Here is a 15,819-nt window from a genome sequence, read left to right as displayed (position 1 = left end):
CGTGCCCCCGCCCCGTCTCGTCCCCGATTCGTCGACGGCTGGTCCGGCATGTCGTAGGGCATAGTCGCATGGCGTGTCTGACCGCCGGGGGTGACTCTCATCGGGGCCCGGTGCCGTCTCGGACGGGGTAGGCTGTGCGAAGCCTGCCCACCGAACCCAGGAGACATAACGCAATGAGTCAGGAACCGGCTCGTGACGACCGCGTGGCCCACGGCACGCACCCCAGACGTGTTCTGCTCAAGCTCTCCGGTGAGGTCTTCGGCGGCGGATCGATAGGTCTGGATCCCGACGTCGTCTCCGACGCCGCCCGTCAGATCGCCGACGCCGTACGCGCCGGCGTCCAGGTTTCCGTCGTCGTCGGAGGCGGGAACTTCTTCCGTGGTGCCGAGCTCTCCTCGCGCGGCATGGACCGCGCCCGCGCCGACTACATGGGCATGCTGGGAACCGTCATGAACGCCCTGGCCCTGCAGGACTTCATTGAGAAGGCCGGGGTGCCCGCCCGCGTCCAGACCGCCATCGCCATGGGACAGGTCGCCGAGTCCTACATCCCCCTGCGCGCCATCCGCCACATGGAGAAGAACCGCGTGGTCGTCTTCGGCGCCGGCGCCGGCCTGCCCTACTTCTCCACGGACACGGTCTCGGCCCAGCGCGCCCTGGAGACCCACTGCGACGAGCTGCTCGTGGGCAAGAACGGGGTCGACGGCGTCTACACTGCCGACCCCCGCAAGAACCCCGACGCCAAGCGTCTCGACAACCTCACCTACGAACGGGCCCTGGCCGACGGCCTCCAGGTGGTCGACGCCTCCGCCTTCGCCCTGTGCCGTGACAACGGGCTGACCATGCGGGTCTTCGGCATGGGAGCGCCCGGCAATATCACCCGGGCCCTGCTGGGTGAGAGAATCGGGACACTCGTCAGCTGCGGCTGAGCCGGCTGCGGGCCCAGCGGGACCGACGACGGACCGGCGCGGGCCCCTCGCCCGTTCCCGCACGGACGACCGGCGCATCCTCGCAAACCCCGCGCCATCCCCGCGATGGCCGCTCACGACCTTAAGAACCCACGACCGCCCAGCAAAGGAAGCACCATGATCGACGACGTCATGCTCGAGGCCGAGGACAAGATGGACAAGGCCCTCCAGGCCGCCAAGAGCGAGCTCGCCTCCATCCGCACCGGCCGCGCCAACCCCTCGATGTTCAACGGGATCGTCGTGGACTACTACGGCGCCCCCACCCCGCTCCAGCAGCTCGCCTCCCTGACGATCCCCGAGGCCCGCACCGTCCTGGTCAGCCCCTTCGACCGCTCGGCGATGAAGGACATCGTCACCGCCATCCGCGAGTCCGACCTCGGTGTCAACCCCACTGACGACGGCACCGTCATCCGCGTCACCCTGCCGGCACTGACCGAGGAGCGTCGCAAGGACTACGTCAAGCTCGCCCGCTCCCGGGCCGAGGACTCCCGCGTCCAGGTGCGCGGTATCCGCGGCAAGGCCAAGAAGGAGCTCGAGGCCATCAAGAAGGACGGCGAGGCCGGCGAGGACGACGTCAAGCGCGCCGAGCACGAGCTCGACGGCCTCACCAAGCGCTTCGTCGAGCAGATCGACGCCGCCCTGAGCGCCAAGGAGAGCGAGCTCCTCGAGGTCTGACCCGACCGATCCCGGGGCCGGCGGCCCCTGCGAACGCCGGTTCCCGCCCCTGTCCCGCCGACCCCCTGTGAGCCCCGTGACGACTCTGTTGAACCCGCGCCCCACGCGCAACCACGACCCCCTGCCCGCCACCGGGCGGGCAGGGCGAAACCTGCCCGCTGCCGTCGGGGTGGCGGTCGTGCTCATCGCCGTGGTCCTGGGGTCCCTGGCCTTCTACAAGGTCGTCTTCGTGGGCGTCGTCGTGCTGGCCGTGTGCGGGGCGCTGTGGGAGCTGGCGGCTGCTTTCGCCCGCAAGAATATCCGCCTGCCGTTGGCACCCCTGTGGCTCGGAACCCTGGGCATCTCCGTATGCGCCTGGGAGCTGGGGGCGGAGGCGGCCTTCGGGGCCTACGTGGCCACCACCGGTGCCTGCGTCCTGTGGAGCTTCATGGACCATGCCGAGGCGGAGACTGGCACCGTCCTGGAGCAGGCCGGCCACGACATCCCCCGCACCGAGGCGCACGACGAGGTCCGCCGCTCGCGTTCCAGCGCCGCTGCCGCCTCGGTCTTCGCCGCGACCTACCTGCCCTACCTGGCCGGCTTCGCCGTGCTGCTCCTGGTCCAGGATCACGGAGTGGGAAAAGTCATGATGCTCATCGCCCTGGCAGCCGCCAACGACACCGGTGGGTGGCTGGCGGGCATCACCTTCGGCCGTCACCCCCTGGCTCCGTCGGTCTCGCCCAAGAAGTCCTGGGAGGGTCTCATGGGCTCCCTCATCGCAGCCGTCGCCACGGGGGCCGGCTGCGTCTGGGCCATCGGCGGCCCCTGGTGGACCGGGGCCGCGCTGGGGGCCTGCACCGTGATCGTCTCCACCCTGGGTGACCTGGGCGAGTCCCTGCTCAAACGCGACCTGGGGCTCAAGGACATGGGCACGCTCCTGCCCGGGCACGGAGGAATCATGGACCGTCTCGACTCCATCCTCGTGGCCGCTCCACTTGTCTACGCCTTCACCCTCCTGGTGAAATAGGGACTGCATGCCGCACCCACCCCTATCGACCAGCCCGGCCCTCCCCAGCCCCGGGACACGAGGAGCACGAGCGTGAGTCTTTCGCGAGTACAGCGCCCCCGGCGCCCGCAGCCCGTCAGCATCACCGGACGGCCGCGCGACGGCCAGGTCCAGGTCATGCCCACCGACCAGCCGCCCGAGGGCGCCACCAGTCCCGATGCCAGGCCGCGCCTGTCCTTCGCCGTACCGGCGGCGCGGGGCAAGGCCCCCCGTCACCTGGCCGACCTCGACCTGAGCGGTCGCAAGGCCGCCTGCAAGAGCTCGGGCCTGCCCTCCTTCCGGGCCGACCAGCTCTCACGGCACTACTTCACGCACTTCACCCGCGACAGCGCCGACATGACCGACCTGCCCGCCTCCCAGCGCGAGCAGCTGTGCGCCGAGCTGCTGCCCGAGCTCATCGCCCCGGTGCGCGCTCTGCGAGCCGACGGCGGACGCACCATCAAGCACCTGTGGGAGCTGCACGACGGCGTCCGAGTGGAGAGCGTCCTCATGCGCTACAAGGACCGCACCACCTTGTGCGTCTCCTCCCAGGCCGGCTGCGGCATGGCCTGCCCCTTCTGCGCCACCGGCCAGATGGGCCTGACCCGCAACCTGTCCACCGCGGAGATCGTCGAGCAGGTGCGCCACGCGGCCCAGGCCTCCGCAGCTGGCGAGCTGACCGGGGGACCGGCGCGGCTGTCCAACGTGGTCTTCATGGGGATGGGCGAGCCGATGGTCAACTACAAGAACGTCATCGGTGCCCTCCACCGGCTCATTGACCCGGCCCCGGAGGGCTTCGGCATGTCGGCCCGCGGCATCACCGTCTCCACGGTGGGGCTCGTTCCTCTCATCCGCCGGCTGGCCGGCGAGGGGCTGCCTGTGACCCTGGCCGTCTCGCTGCACGCCCCCGACGACGAGCTGCGAGACGAGCTCATCCCCGTCAACTCCAAGTGGAAGGTCGGCGAGCTGCTCGACGCCGCCCACGACTACTTCCTGGCCACCGGCCGGCGCGTGTCCATCGAGTACGCGCTCATCAAGGACATGAACGACCACGCCTGGCGCGCTCAGATGCTCGCCGACGAGCTCAACCGCAGGGACACCGGATGGGCCCACGTCAACCCCATCCCTCTCAACCCGACTCCGGGCTCCATCTGGACCTGCTCGGAGGTTGCGGTTCAGGATATGTTCGTTGACACGCTTCGACGTGCCGGAATTACCACGACAGTGCGAGACACTCGAGGCAGCGACATCGACGGTGCCTGCGGTCAGCTCGCGACCGAGGTACTCAACCAGGAGAGGGCCAAGACGACATGAGCGACATGTTCCCCAAGTCAGCGCTCCTGCGACCGGGCTACCGCCCCGAGCAGGTCGATCGCTACTTCGAGACGGCTCACGAGATCTACGACTCCGGCGATCTCGACGAGATGGACTCCGAGGGCGTGCGCACCGTCGCCTTCGACGTGGTCCTGCGCGGCTACCAGCCCCAGGCCGTCGACGCGGCCCTCGACCGCCTCGAGGTCGCCTTCCTTCAGCGCCGTCGTGCCGCCTTCGTGGCCAAGAAGGGCCGCCAGGCCTGGATGGACCAGGTCACCCAGCTCGCCACCACCCTCTACCCGCGCCTCCTGCGTCCGGCCGGTGAGCGCTTCGCCCCGGCCTCCGGGCAGGGGTATGACAAGACCGATGTCGATGCCCTCATGGACCGCATCGCCGGCTACTTCGACTCCGACACCACCCTGACCTCCAGCGAGGTGCGTGGAGCGGTCTTCCGCCGTGCCCGGGGGAACAAGGCCTACGGGGAGCCCAGCGTCGATCGCTACCTGGCGCGCGTCGTCGAGGTCCTCCTGTCTGTTGAGTGAACCGAGTAAGTCGAGTAGATCGAGTACGTTCTGAGGAATCCCGCCGCCCCATGACCGGCCACGCACCGTCACGTTCCTGTTCCCCGCAGTCCCCTCGCCGACTGGTCCTGCTCGGATCCACCGGATCGATCGGTACCCAGACCCTTGAGGCCCTCGCCCGTCTGGGCCAGGCCTCCCCCCGGGTGGTCGCTCTGGCCGCCGGTGGAGGCCGCCTGGAGCTCCTGGCCCGACAGGCCCTGGCCTGGGACGTCCCCGTCCTGGCCATCACCGGCGGGGGAGAGGAGCTCGCCGAGCATCTGCGCGAGGCACTCGCGATCGCAGCCGCCCAGGCCGGTCGCCCCGACCCGGTCACCACGATCCTCACCGGCCCCGATGCAGCGACCACGGCAGTCGAGACCGCAGGGCTCGGGCCCGATGACACGGTGGTCAACGGCATCACGGGCTCCGTGGGCCTGCTGCCCACGCTGGCGGCCCTGCGCAGCGGCGCCCGCCTGGCCCTGGCCAACAAGGAGTCCCTCGTCGTCGGAGGCGCCCTGGTCCGCGAGGCGCTCACCCGGCCCGGCCAGGTCGTCCCCGTGGACTCCGAGCACTCCGCCATCGCCCAGGCCCTGGCCAGCGGCCGTCACGAGAAGGGTCTGACCAGTCCCGTCGTCAGTGGGCACAGCGAGGTGCGCAGGCTGGTCCTGACCGCATCCGGCGGCCCCTTCCGCGGTAGGAGCCGGGAGAGTCTCACCGGGATCAGCGCCGCCGCCGCCCTCAAGCACCCCACCTGGGACATGGGACCGGTGGTGACCGTCAACTCCTCGACCCTCATCAACAAGGGCCTCGAGCTCATCGAGGCCCACCTCCTGTTCGACGTGGTCCCCGAGCAGATCGACGTCGTCGTCCACCCCCAGTCGGTCATCCACTCCATGGTCGAGTTCACCGACGGCGCCACCATCGCCCAGGCCTCCCCACCCGACATGCGCCTGCCCATCGCCCTGGGGCTGACCTGGCCCAAGCGTCCCGACCTGTCCGGCCTCGTGACACCCAACGACTGGCGTGATCCGGTCAGCTGGACCTTCGAGCCCCTGGATGGTGAGGCCTTCCCCGCCGTCGACCTGGCCCGCAGCGCCGTGGCCGCATCGGCCACCCACCCGGCCGTCCTCAACGCCGCCAACGAGCAGGCCGTCGCCGCCTTCCTGGGCGGCCGGATCGAGTGGCTGGACATCGTTGAGATCGACGCGGCCGTCGTCGGCGAGCACGAGGGGCTGTCCGCTCCGGGCCTCGACGACGTCCTGGCCGTGGAGACCTGGGCCCGCACCCGCGCCGACGAGCTCATCGCGGCACGAAACGGAGGAACGCACTCGTGAGTACCACCCTGGCCTACATCCTGGGCATCGTCATCCTCATCATCGGGATCGGTGTCTCGGTGGCCCTCCACGAGCTCGGGCACATGATCCCGGCCAAGAGGTTCGGCGTGAAGGTACCGGAGTACTTCATCGGCTTCGGACCGAGGATCTGGTCGGTCAGGCGCGGCGAGACCGAGTACGGAGTCAAGGCCATCTGGCTGGGCGGCTACGTCAAGCTCGTCGGCATGCTGCCGCCGGCCAAACCCGGAAAGCCGGACCGGCGCCGCAAGGACGGCAGCCTGGGCATGGTGGGCGAGGCGCGTGCCGAGGCCCTCGAGGAGATCGGGCCAGGCGAGGAGCACCGCGCCTTCTACAGCCTCAGCGTCCCCAAGAAGCTCATCGTCATGGCCGGGGGGATCCTCACCAACCTGGTCCTGGGAATCCTTCTTCTGGCAATCGCCATCGGAGCGGTCGGCATCCCGGGGCGCACGACCACGCTGTCGAAGGTGGAGCCCTGCGTCTCGTCCAACGTTGATGAGAACGTCCCCTGCCAGGACTCCGACCCGGCCGGCCCCGCCAGCGCCGCCGGTATCAAGGCCGGCGACCGGGTCGTCTCCTGGGGCGGGGTCGAGGTCTCCACCTGGGAGGAGCTCCAGGCCCGGATCGCAGCCGGTGGAACCAACCCCACCCAGGTCGTCATCGAGCGCGACGGTGCCACGCGTACCGTCAGTGTCACAGCGGTCGAGGCCCAGCGGACCGTTCGCGACTCCCAGGGCGCCCCGGTCAAGGACGCCACCGGTGCCGTACGGACCGAGGCCCGCCCCTACGTGGGGATCGCCCCCTCCCTGGGAACCATTCCGCAGAGCCCGGCCAAGATACCGGGCCTCATCGCACAGGCCGTCGGCGGCACGGTCAAGGCCATCGCCACCCTCCCGGTCGGGCTCTACCACGCCGTCCAGGCCGGACTGGGCATGGAGCAGCGCAGTGCCGACAGCGGCGTCGTCGGCCTGGTGGGCATGGGGCGCATGGCCGGGCAGGCCACCAGTGGCGGTGCGACCGGAGGCGGGCAGGTTCCCCTGTCGATGCGTGTCAGCAGCATGCTCGTGCTGCTGGGCAGCCTCAACCTGGCGCTGTTCGCCTTCAACCTGGTGCCCCTGCTGCCCCTTGACGGCGGACACGTGGCCGGCGCCTGCTGGGAGGGCATCCGGCGCATGATCGCCAAGGCGCAGGGGAAGCCTGATCCGGGACCGGTGGACACGGCCAAGATGATCCCGGTGGGACAGGTCGGCTTCGGCCTGCTCATCGTCATGGCCCTGGTCCTGGTGTGGGTGGATATCGCCGCTCCGCTGTGAGGTCCATGATGGCGGGGTGCTCCGGTGCCGGCGGGAGCGATGCCACACGCCCGCGGTACAGGGCCGGGCAGGGTGGATGACATACTGGTCGGGTGACTGAAGCGATCGCTCTTGGCATCCCCACCATGCGTGCCCAGGCCCCGGTCCTGGCGCCGCGCCGACCAACTCGCAAGATCAAGGTCGGCAGCCTCAACGTCGGCGGAGACGCGCCCATCACAGTGCAGTCCATGACCACTACCAAGACGCACGACATCGGTGCCACGCTCCAGCAGATCGCCGAGCTGACGGCCTCGGGCTGCGACATCGTGCGCGTGGCCTGCCCCACCGACAAGGACGCCGAGGCGCTGCCGATCATCGCCAAGCAGTCGCGCATCCCCGTCATCGCGGACATCCACTTCAACCCCAAGTACGTCTTCGCCGCCATCGAGGCCGGCTGCGGCGCCGTGCGCGTCAATCCCGGCAACATCCGCAAGTTCGACGACCAGGTCGCCGACATCTGCAAGGCCGCCTCCGACGCCGGTGTTTCCCTACGCATCGGCGTCAACGCCGGAAGCCTCGACAAGCGCCTGCTTAAGAAGTACGGCAAGGCCACCCCCGAGGCGCTCGTGGAGTCCGCCACCTGGGAGGCCGGACTGTTCGAGGAGAACGACTTCCACGACTTCAAGATCTCCGTCAAGCACCACGACGTCGTCACCATGGTGCAGGCCTACCGGCTCCTGTCCGAGGCCGGCCAGTGGCCCCTTCACCTGGGCGTGACCGAGGCCGGCCCCGCCTTCCAGGGCACGATCAAGTCCTGCGCCGCCTTCGGCACCCTGCTCGCAGAGGGCATCGGCGACACCATCCGCGTCTCCCTGTCGGCGCCTCCGGTTGAGGAGGTCAAGGTGGGCACCAAGCTCTTAGAGTTCATGGGTCTGCGTCAGCGCCAGCTCGAGATCGTCTCCTGTCCCTCCTGCGGTCGGGCTCAGGTGGATGTGTGGACCCTTGCCGAGGAGGTGGAGGCGGGACTCAAGAAGGTCACCGCGCCGTTGCGCGTGGCCGTCATGGGCTGTGTCGTCAACGGCCCCGGCGAGGCCCGTGAGGCAGACCTGGGCTGCGCCTCGGGCAACGGCAAGGGGCAGATCTTCGTGCGTGGCCAGGTGGTTGAGACCGTCCCCGAGGACCAGGTCGTTGAGACCCTCCTCAAGCACGCCGAGGTCATGGCCGCTGAGATGGCCGAGGAGCTCGGTGAGGATGCACTGGCCGGCACCGCTCCCATGGTCTCCGCCGCCGGTTGAGGACCGGTGAGGGCGGGAAGCGCAGAGCTCCCGCCCGGGCCTGACGGACATGGGCTTCCTACGGCACCGTGATCACGAACGCGATCAGCGTCGCGCCGATCGCCTGACACCGGTCCCCGCCGACCGGGTCTCGGGCGTCATGTCGCTGTGCGCACTCGATCCGGTCAGCGCCGTGAGCCTGGTCCAGCAGATGCAGCGCTGGTCTCGTTGGGGACGCGGCGACGTCGTCGCTCTGGGAGGACTGGCCCGTCCTGTCGCCGCGGCCTGGTCGGTGGGTTCTCTCATGCTCTTCGGCCTGGCCGGACGCCCAGAGCACGGTCTGCGAGCCGCGGATGCCGGTGAGATCTGGGCGCTGGCCGAGCACGCCCGCCCTCGCCTCTCCAGGCGCGGCTCCGTGTCGGGACCGGCTCGAGACGTCGCCGCGATCTGGGGTGGGCTCAGCGAGCAGGGAGCGCGTGCCCGCCATGAGCGCTGGAAGCAGCCGGTCCTGACCGCGCCCCGGGTGGGCGGGGGGCTGGGGAGTGCGCACCTGCGTCGTCGTCCGTCCCTGGCCTGGGTGGGGCGGTCGGTCCGTCTCGCCCGTCCTGATGAGGACGGACTGGTGCTGCCCGCCTCGGTGGACATGTTCAGCGGGGAGCTCGGCTACGACCCCACCGTGGACGGTCCCGGTTACGGCCGCCACGTCAGCTGGCTCATCGAGCAGGGACGCAGCTACATCGTGCTCGATGACGGTGCCGGTCACCCGGTTCAACCCGGCTCGCCTCGGGCCGTGGCCTTCAAGGCTGATGTCGGGGCCCTGTGGCGCTCCCCGGCCGGTTGCGTCGCCCAGCTGACCGGGGTGTGGACGCGCCCCGACCTGCGCGGGCGAGGAGTCGGGGCGGCGGCTCTGGCCAGCGTCGTGGACGCCGTACGTCGCGATCATGTCGGGGCCGACGGCGTTGTCAGCCTCTACGTCAACGACTACAACGCCCCCGCCCTGGCGCTCTACCGGTCTCTGGGGTTCGTGCAGGTGGGTCTGTTCGCCACCGTGCTCCTGTGAATGTTCCCGGTGGGACCGCAAGGACGATGCTGTTTTGTTACACGGCGCCTGCAAAGTCATGGTGAACAACATATGGAGCGTCTTGGGCGGCTCGCCTACGATCACCAATCGTGCGCAGTACTGATGACGTCGACTCCGAGAACACGGAGCGTCAGAACAATATCGAGGTATGGAATGACCTCGTATCACCCAGAGACTTGATTGTCTGTCTCCTGATATCGGTGATATGCGTCGTCGCGGCGGTGCTGTTCTCCGTTTATCTCGGAGGCAAGCCGCTGTTCTGGGGGCTGGGGGCCTCCACCATCGGTTTTATCGCCTGCTGCTTCCTTGTGACTCCTAAACGTGAGGTCACCATTGTCGATGAGCTGAACGTCGGGGCGAGTGAAGGGGGAGACCGGTGACTGTGAGCCTTCTCCTCATGATGGTGGCCGCCATCCTGGCTGCCGTGGTCCTCTACACCTTCATCGGTTTCATCCCCGGGACCGATGAGACCGGGGTGCTGGCCCCCGTCACTCTGGCGATCATCCTGGCTGGGGCACCACCGCACGTAGTGCTCGCCTTCTTCATCTCCGCCGTGGTCACGCTCAACCTCATGAACGGGATCCCGACGGCGCTGGTGGGACTGCCCGGCGGAGTCATGTCCGCTCCGCTCATGGATCACGCCATGGTGCTGCGCAACAAGGGCCTGGCCTCAGACACGATCCGGAAGATGGCGGTGGGGTCGGCCATTGGAACCCTTATCTCCATTCCCCTGAGCTTCCTCCTTGCCGGTCTGCTGCTGCCCATGGCCGACTGGATCAAGTCCAACTCCGATATCGTCCTGGCTGCCGGAGCCGTGATTCTGGCCCTGCTCGGAAAGAACCGAATTCTCTCCCTGGTATCGATTCTTCCCATGGCACTTCTGTTCCAGGCGCTTCCGGCGCTCTACCGAGGGGCGGGGATTATCCCTGAGAAGGCCAGTGTCAATACCTCCTTCTTCCTCGGGATCACCGTGGGGCCTATGCTCCTGACCCTCCTGGAGCTGCTCAATGCCAAGCGTCGGGAGGCACTGCCGCACGGCAATCGCACCAAGGCCGAGCTGCTGCGATCCGGTTTCGAGCGACAGGCGTTGTGGCCGGGGCGGCTCATCACGAGGTCCGAGGGCTGGTGGAGTGCCGCCATGGCCGCCGTCTCCACCCCGCTGTTCATTCTCAGCCCGGTGGGCCTGACCTTCCTGCTGGGTGAGGCCTCCGTGGCCCGCCAGAAGGAGGACCGGGTGCCCCGCGCGCAACGTGCAGTGACCGTCATGAGCGCCCTGACCCACTCGACCTACCTGGCCGGCGTCATCATTCCGCTGGTGGCGCTCGGGGTCCCGATCTCCGGTGTGTCCGTCGGCCCCGCCGGTCCGCTGTTCAATGCGGGCTCGGTCTACACCAAGCAGCACAACCTGCACCACCTGCTGGACCTGCCCGGATTCATCATCACCGTGACCATCGGGGCTCTTGCCGCGGTTGCGATCACGTACGTCATCGCCGTGCGCTGGTCCTCGCAGATCACCTACTTCGTCATGCGTCGCATTCCCCACGAGGCGGTGCTGGCGCTGTTCGTCGCCTTCGTCCTCCTGCTGGCCTACATCGACGCCGACCAGAAGGCAGGCCTGGCCAATGTCTTCGGGGTCCTGCTTGTGGGAATCGCGTGCGGGTCGCTCAACCGACTGGGGGTCTCCTACGGCGTCCAGTTCATGTCCCTTTACGCGGCTCCCGGCATCGTCAAGGCCCTGGCCGCTCTGGCCTGATCTCCTTCTCGCGGGATGCGGCGGAGGTTGGGGACCGGCCTCCGCCGCACGTCTGTTGCGATCGGCCACGCGAGACTCCGATGCTGAGTCCTGATACCAGCACTCTATGAGTCAGTCGGAGTTTGGGGCAGAGGGGACGATCCCCCTTGACGGAAGCACCTGGTGACGGTTAGGTATCGCTGCGGTGCGCCAGACCGGTCAGATCGACGCCGAGCAGCCGGGCCCGCTCAGCGGTGCTCCCGGTGACGAGAACATCGGTGCGACGCAGCTGAGAGACATTGGCTGCTCCCAGCAGGGTCATGAGCGTGCGCACGTGCTCGCTCCAGGTGCGCAGCTCTTGGCGCAGGGCCTCGGGGCCCGCCTTGATCAGGGTGCGCAGGACGTGCCCGGAGGCGCCGACGGCGCAGGCGCCCAGGGCCAGCGACCGGACGACGTCGAGCGGGTTGCGCACGCCGCCGGAGGCCAGTACCGGCAGGCTGACCGGCTCCGATCCGCTCAGCGACTCCAGCAGGCACAGCGCCGTCGACTGGCCCCAGCCGACCAGGTAGGACAGGTCGCGCTGCGGTCGGCGCTCGTTCTCAATGGCGATGAAGTCCGTGCCTCCGGCCCCAGCCACGTCGACGGCCGCGATGCCGGTGCGCGCCAGGGCCTCGATCGTCCGGCGTGAGAGCCCGAAGCCCACTTCCTTGACCACCACCGGGACGGGCACGGCCGCAACGATGCCGGCGATCGCCTCGCTCCAGCCGGTGAAGTCGCGGTCGCCCTCGGGCATGACCAGCTCCTGGGCCGCGTTGAGGTGGATCTGCAGGGCGTTGGCCTCCAACATCTCCACGGCCTGCAGTGCCTCCTGAGGGCTGACGGTCGGTCCGACATTGGCCAGGACGAAGGCGCCCGGGGCCCGGTGTCGGATGACGTGGAAGCCGTCCGCCCGCTCGGGGTCACGCAGGGCCACGTGCTGGGAACCGCAGGCGATCGCGACTCCCGCCTCAGCGGCCGCCTCGGCCAGACCGGCATTGATAGCCGCTGTTGCCTGCGTTCCGCCGGTCATGGCGTTGATGTAGAACGGGACCTCCCAGCGGCAGCCCAGGACGGTGGTGCCGATATCGACCTGCTCGGCGCTGACCCCCGGCAGGCTGTGATGGATGAAGGAGACGTCGTCGAAGGCGCCGGCGCGGTCCTGACCGTGCAGACGCATCGCCAGCTCCAGGTGCTCGTCCTTACGGGAGGCCCGTTGCGAGGTGAGGGGCTCGTGGCTCATGGGGTGACCTTAACGGGGGAGGCGGTCGAGGAATCAGCACGTGCCTCAGCGGGGTCGGCTGCGCAGGCAGCGGATGAGTCCTGGCTGTAGACCGACAGGTCCAGAGGGCGTATCCCGGCCGTCTCCCACGCGGCTCGCAGTGCAACCAGGTCCGTGGCCGGTGGGCACAGGGCGATTCCGCAGTCCCCGCCTCCGGCGCCCGAGCTCTTGGCCGTGGCCCCGTGGTCGAGCGCGATCTCGACCAGTCTCGCCAGCTCGGCGGTCTCGATGGTCCGGTCGCCGATCCGGCTGAGCCCTGCCAGAAGAGCCCTGTTGCGCGCGATCTGGCGCATGATCCGGGCGGCGTCATCATCTTCGATCGCGGTGATGAGACGAGCCAGGCAGTCCTGGCTGTCGCGCAGGAAGACGGTGTAGTCATCGGCCCCGTGGGATCGGGTCTGGACGTCGGCGACCAGGGCCGGGGTGGAGGCGGGCGCGCCGGTCCAGCCCACCTGAAGCCGCAATGAGGGAGACGGCAGGCGGCGGACGCTCAGACCTGGCCAGTCCGCCTCCGCGAGATCGCTCATGCCACCGGCCCCGGCTCGCTGCCGGGCCCGGCGCAGCCATGAGCGGTCGGGGGAGGTGTAGGCCACCCACCCGGTCATGGCGCTCGCGGCGATGTCTCCTCCTGAGCCGATCGGCTGGACCGTGTCACTGGCCAGCATCGCCAGCTTGTAGACGGTCAGGTCGTCGGCGGCCATGCCGTAGAACGTCGCGACGGCGCGCACCGTCGCCACCGTCACCGCCGATGATGAGCCCAGTCCCAGCTTGCGCCCGTCGTCCTCCTCCAGCTCGCTGGAGACGCTCAGGTCGAAGGAGCGTGGCCGGCCGCCACCCTGGGTCACCAGCGCCTCAACGACTCGGATCGCCGAGATGATGTAGTCGTCCTCTCCTTCGACTGCCTCGGCCTGGCCGTCCTGCGGTCGGCGGCGCCAGGGCCTGGAGCCGTTGGCGTAGAGCCGTGAGCTGATCGTGCCCGCGTACTCTCCGGCGGGGGAGCAGGGCGTGATGCGTACGGTGATGAATCGGTCGACGGCGACCAGGACCGCTCGGTGGCCGGGCTCGACGACGGCGTACTCTCCGGCGATGTAGAGCTTACCCGGCGCCCTGGAGACGACATCGCCGCCGTGAGAGGTCAGGGGCATGGGCCCTCCTCGACACGCACCCCGCCGCCGGGACGCCTCACTGAGACGGTGGTGCCGGTCAGACGGTCTCGCAGCGCGGCGGCGACCTCCTCGGCGCGGGCGCCCTCGGTGAGGACCTTGACGTTGGGGCCGGCATCGATCGTTGCCCAGACGGGCAGCCCCTCCTCGCGCATGGCGCGGATCGCTTGCAGTGCCGCCACGGTCGGCGGCAGCCAGTAGATGATGCCCGGGCGGGCCGCGATCATCGTGGCGTGCATGCCCAGGGCGTTGCCCTCGACGATCTCCCCGAGCCGTGCCAGGTCGCCCGCCCGGACCGCTTCCAGCGCCACCTGAAGGTCCCTCCCGCTGGCCTCGACCCAGGCGGGGAAGAGAGGGGAGGACGACATGGTGGCCCGCATGGCCCGGGTCGAGCTGATGGGCTTGTAACGCTGCGAGAGCACGACGACGACCATTGCCAGGTCCATCTCGCAGGCGACCGGCTCGGCGTAGGAGGAGGCGTCGTCGTGGCCCGCGTTCCACAGGACCAGCCCGCCGAAGACGGAGCGGGTCGCCGAGCCCGAGCCGCGTCGGGCCAGTCTGGAGAGCTCCCGGCCGTCGAGATCCATGCCGGCGGCCCGGGAGGCCGCCGCCGCAAGCGCCGCGAAGCCCGCCGCCGAGCTCGCCAGGCCGGCCGCCAGCGGGACCGAGGCCCGGGAGGTGACGGTTGCCGGGGCGGTGACGCCTGAGCGGGCGCGCACCAGGTCGAGGAACCGGGTCACTCGCCCCAGCTCCACGGCGCTGGGGGAGGCCCCGTTGATCGTCACCGAGTCTGCGGCGCCGTCCCCGCCGTCGAAGGAGACCGTCGTCGTCGTCCGGGTGCCGCCGAGGGTGAGGGACAGGCTCGAGGTGGCGGGGATCGCCTGTGCCTCATCGACCTTGCCCCAGTACTTGATGAGCGCGATGTTGGTGTTCGCGCTGGCCGTCGCGGTCGCGATGGCGGACGGGGAGGAGCCGGCAGCGGCTCCGGGGGGTACGGCGGTCACTCGTCCACCTCGCTGATGCGCATCCGGTAGTTCCAAGTCGCCGGCGCCCCCGCCCGTTCCAGAGCGGCGCGCACCCGGCGCGCGGCCGGCTCGCCGGTCACCAGGGCGATGACGCAGCCGCCGAGCCCCCCGCCGGTGAGTTTGGCGCCCAGTGCCCCGGCGGTGCGGGCGGCCTCGGCGAGATCGTCGAGGACCGGCAGGCTCAGGCTGAGCTCGGCCAGGACCGTATGCGCCTCGTCCATGGCGGCTCCGAGGGTGGGGGCGTCGGCCTGGTCCAGGGCCATGATCGCGTTCTGGGTGAGTGCCCCCAGGCGGTTGATGCGCGGACCGATGTTGTCCGGATCGTTCTCGTAGCGCCGGCGCAGCCCGCCGACGGCCTCCCGGGTGGAGCCGTGGACGCCGGAGTCGGCGATGACGAGGGAGGCGTTCTCAATGCGCTGGCTCAGGGGCCGCATCTGCCCTCCCTGGAACCGGATGGGGCATGGGGAGCAGGTGGCGGCGGCGTCGAGCCCCGAGGGCTTGCCGTGAGCGATCTGCTCGGCCATCTGCGTCAGGGCGAACAGCTCGTCTGCGTCGGCCTCGCGCCCGCAGGCGTCCAGAACCGCACGGATGATCGCGCCGGCCGCCGCGGCCGACGAACCGAGCCCGCGCTCATGGGGGAAGTCGCTGACGGTGGTGATCTCAAGGGCCTGGTCCAGGCACCCGGAGAACTCCCGGGCCACCTCGAAGGCTCGTGCCACGCTGGCGAACCGGGGTCCGGCCTGCGTCAGGGGGCCCGAGTAGTCCAGGCTGGTCAGCGTGGAGGGGCCCGAGGCCGGTCTCGCAGTGGCTCGCATCCGCAGGTCCTGCAGTGGTACGGCGACGGCGGGGTGGCCGTAGACCACGGAGTGCTCACCCAGAAGAATGGCCTTCGCCCACGTCTGGCCGTGTCCCTCGCGCAGGGAGGAGTGCCTGTCCATATGCTTCCTTGCCTGTGGTCCGCGAGCAGGGGGACGTGACGCGGGCCGAATTCAGGGATAAGAGGGTCGACGAACCCTCCGATGGGATGGAGCGTATCGGGCCCTT

Annotated in this window: 15 protein-coding genes; 11 read left to right on the top strand and 4 right to left on the bottom strand. The window is 69.5% G+C overall.

The genetic code is table 11. From position 1 onward, the window contains the following. The first annotated feature begins 173 nt into the window (after positions 1-173). The 11 genes from pyrH (at position 174) to BKH33_RS12215 (ending at position 11,290) form a co-directional block, all read left to right on the top strand. The gene (pyrH, locus tag BKH33_RS12265; RefSeq protein ID WP_003783955.1) at positions 174-926 is read left to right on the top strand and encodes a UMP kinase; all 753 of its coding nucleotides are present in this window, start codon (positions 174-176) and stop codon (positions 924-926) included. A 156-nt stretch (positions 927-1,082) separates the two neighbouring features. Then, positions 1,083-1,640, top strand: a complete 558-nt coding sequence (gene frr / locus BKH33_RS12260) for a ribosome recycling factor (RefSeq protein WP_003783960.1) — start codon at positions 1,083-1,085, stop codon at positions 1,638-1,640. A 76-nt stretch (positions 1,641-1,716) separates the two neighbouring features. After that, the gene (locus tag BKH33_RS12255; RefSeq protein ID WP_003783928.1) at positions 1,717-2,646 is read left to right on the top strand and encodes a phosphatidate cytidylyltransferase; all 930 of its coding nucleotides are present in this window, start codon (positions 1,717-1,719) and stop codon (positions 2,644-2,646) included. A gap of 72 nt (positions 2,647-2,718) precedes the next feature. Beyond that, positions 2,719-3,978 carry a dual-specificity RNA methyltransferase RlmN gene (rlmN, locus tag BKH33_RS12250; protein ID WP_003783913.1) on the top strand — a complete coding sequence of 420 codons (1,260 nt, stop codon included), beginning with the start codon at positions 2,719-2,721 and terminating at the stop codon, positions 3,976-3,978. Next, the gene (locus tag BKH33_RS12245; RefSeq protein WP_043539501.1) at positions 3,975-4,520 is read left to right on the top strand and encodes a DivIVA domain-containing protein; all 546 of its coding nucleotides are present in this window, start codon (positions 3,975-3,977) and stop codon (positions 4,518-4,520) included. Before rlmN ends, BKH33_RS12245 begins: the two co-directional genes overlap by 4 nt. A 50-nt stretch (positions 4,521-4,570) precedes the next feature. Then, positions 4,571-5,872 carry a 1-deoxy-D-xylulose-5-phosphate reductoisomerase gene (gene dxr / locus BKH33_RS12240; protein WP_003783926.1) on the top strand — a complete coding sequence of 434 codons (1,302 nt, stop codon included), beginning with the start codon at positions 4,571-4,573 and terminating at the stop codon, positions 5,870-5,872. Further along, the gene (locus BKH33_RS12235; RefSeq protein WP_076142777.1) at positions 5,869-7,203 is read left to right on the top strand and encodes a M50 family metallopeptidase; all 1,335 of its coding nucleotides are present in this window, start codon (positions 5,869-5,871) and stop codon (positions 7,201-7,203) included. Before dxr ends, BKH33_RS12235 begins: the two co-directional genes overlap by 4 nt. A gap of 92 nt (positions 7,204-7,295) precedes the next feature. Beyond that, entirely contained in the window at positions 7,296-8,477 is a 1,182-nt protein-coding gene (ispG, locus tag BKH33_RS12230; RefSeq protein WP_003783958.1) for a flavodoxin-dependent (E)-4-hydroxy-3-methylbut-2-enyl-diphosphate synthase, read from the top strand. A gap of 49 nt (positions 8,478-8,526) precedes the next feature. Further along, positions 8,527-9,516: a GNAT family N-acetyltransferase gene (locus BKH33_RS12225; protein ID WP_081388495.1), complete on the top strand. Its 990-nt coding sequence runs from the start codon at positions 8,527-8,529 to the stop codon at positions 9,514-9,516. Between the two features lie 110 nt (positions 9,517-9,626). Further along, entirely contained in the window at positions 9,627-9,917 is a 291-nt protein-coding gene (locus BKH33_RS12220) for a hypothetical protein (protein ID WP_003783917.1), read from the top strand. After that, entirely contained in the window at positions 9,914-11,290 is a 1,377-nt protein-coding gene (locus tag BKH33_RS12215) for a tripartite tricarboxylate transporter permease (RefSeq protein WP_043539500.1), read from the top strand. Before BKH33_RS12220 ends, BKH33_RS12215 begins: the two co-directional genes overlap by 4 nt. Before the next feature lie 169 nt (positions 11,291-11,459). Here BKH33_RS12215 and fni read toward each other — a convergent pair whose 3' ends face one another. The 4 genes from fni to mvk are packed head-to-tail and all read right to left on the bottom strand — an operon-like array spanning position 11,460 to position 15,713. Then, positions 11,460-12,548, bottom strand: a complete 1,089-nt coding sequence (fni, locus tag BKH33_RS12210) for a type 2 isopentenyl-diphosphate Delta-isomerase (protein WP_003783962.1) — start codon at positions 12,546-12,548, stop codon at positions 11,460-11,462. Beyond that, a complete protein-coding gene (locus BKH33_RS12205; protein WP_003783947.1) occupies positions 12,545-13,732 on the bottom strand; it encodes a phosphomevalonate kinase in 1,188 nt (395 codons plus the stop codon). Before BKH33_RS12205 ends, fni begins: the two co-directional genes overlap by 4 nt. Beyond that, entirely contained in the window at positions 13,723-14,754 is a 1,032-nt protein-coding gene (mvaD, locus tag BKH33_RS12200; protein ID WP_076072319.1) for a diphosphomevalonate decarboxylase, read from the bottom strand. The genes BKH33_RS12205 and mvaD overlap by 10 nt, the downstream gene beginning before the upstream one ends. Beyond that, positions 14,751-15,713, bottom strand: coding sequence for a mevalonate kinase (mvk, locus tag BKH33_RS12195; protein WP_003784638.1), 963 nt, complete (start codon positions 15,711-15,713; stop codon positions 14,751-14,753). The genes mvaD and mvk overlap by 4 nt, the downstream gene beginning before the upstream one ends. Between the last annotated feature and the right edge of the window lie 106 nt (positions 15,714-15,819).

It is taken from the genome of Actinomyces naeslundii, from assembly GCF_001956585.1.
GTDB classification, from domain to species: domain Bacteria; phylum Actinomycetota; class Actinomycetes; order Actinomycetales; family Actinomycetaceae; genus Actinomyces; species Actinomyces naeslundii.
Note: the sequence above shows the minus strand (reverse complement) of the source record. Positions and strands in the feature narration are given on the sequence as shown.

What these genes read in the sequence shown, in the direction of transcription:
- pyrH (WP_003783955.1), top strand. Translation starts at nt 174, where the DNA reads ATGAGTCAGGAACCGGCTCGTGACGACCGCGTGGCCCACGGCACGCAC.
- frr (WP_003783960.1), top strand. Translation starts at nt 1,083, where the DNA reads ATGATCGACGACGTCATGCTCGAGGCCGAGGACAAGATGGACAAGGCC.
- BKH33_RS12245 (WP_043539501.1), top strand. Translation starts at nt 3,975, where the DNA reads ATGAGCGACATGTTCCCCAAGTCAGCGCTCCTGCGACCGGGCTACCGC.
- dxr (WP_003783926.1), top strand. Translation starts at nt 4,571, where the DNA reads ATGACCGGCCACGCACCGTCACGTTCCTGTTCCCCGCAGTCCCCTCGC.
- BKH33_RS12225 (WP_081388495.1), top strand. Translation starts at nt 8,527, where the DNA reads ATGGGCTTCCTACGGCACCGTGATCACGAACGCGATCAGCGTCGCGCC.
- fni (WP_003783962.1), bottom strand. Translation starts at nt 12,548, where the DNA reads ATGAGCCACGAGCCCCTCACCTCGCAACGGGCCTCCCGTAAGGACGAG.
- BKH33_RS12205 (WP_003783947.1), bottom strand. Translation starts at nt 13,732, where the DNA reads ATGCCCCTGACCTCTCACGGCGGCGATGTCGTCTCCAGGGCGCCGGGT.
- mvk (WP_003784638.1), bottom strand. Translation starts at nt 15,713, where the DNA reads ATGGACAGGCACTCCTCCCTGCGCGAGGGACACGGCCAGACGTGGGCG.